The organism is Mesorhizobium sp. M7A.F.Ca.CA.001.10.2.1 (genome assembly GCF_003998575.1).
Lineage (GTDB): Bacteria > Pseudomonadota > Alphaproteobacteria > Rhizobiales > Rhizobiaceae > Mesorhizobium.
In genome coordinates, this window is record NZ_RZQY01001387.1 from 1 (window position 1) to 413 (window position 413).

At 66.3% G+C, this 413-nt stretch carries 1 protein-coding gene; it reads left to right on the forward strand.

Going from position 1 to position 413, the window contains the following annotated elements; translation table 11 throughout:
• Positions 1–90: 90 nt before the first annotated feature.
• The coding region (locus tag EN964_RS37225; protein ID WP_127277645.1) for a VOC family protein at positions 91–413 on the forward strand (323 nt) is incomplete at its 3' end.

Consider the following 413-nt stretch of genomic DNA (forward strand, 5'->3'; position numbering starts at 1 on the left):
GAGCGACGCCTGATCGGCCGCGTTGCGATCCGCAACAAGTGACCGAGCCGCAACGATGAACGGCAGCAGGCCAATGAGCAAGCCTCAGGCATGAGCGGGTTCGCCGAGCATCGCCGCATCGCCACGGTCGCCCTGGTCGTCGCCAATTATGACGAGGCGATTGCCTGGTATGTCGAGCGGCTGGGCTTCCTGCTCGTCGAAGATGTCGATCTCGGCGGCGGCAAGCGCTGGATCGCGGTCGCGCCGGCCAACGGGCAGGGCGCCAGGCTGCTTCTGGCGGAAGCGTCCGACGAGGCGCAAAGGCGGAGCATCGGCAACCAGACCGGCGGGCGTGTCTTCCTGTTTCTGGAAACCGACGACTTTTCCCGCGACCCTGCGGCGCTGCTGGAGAAGGGCGTCGGATTCCGGGAAAC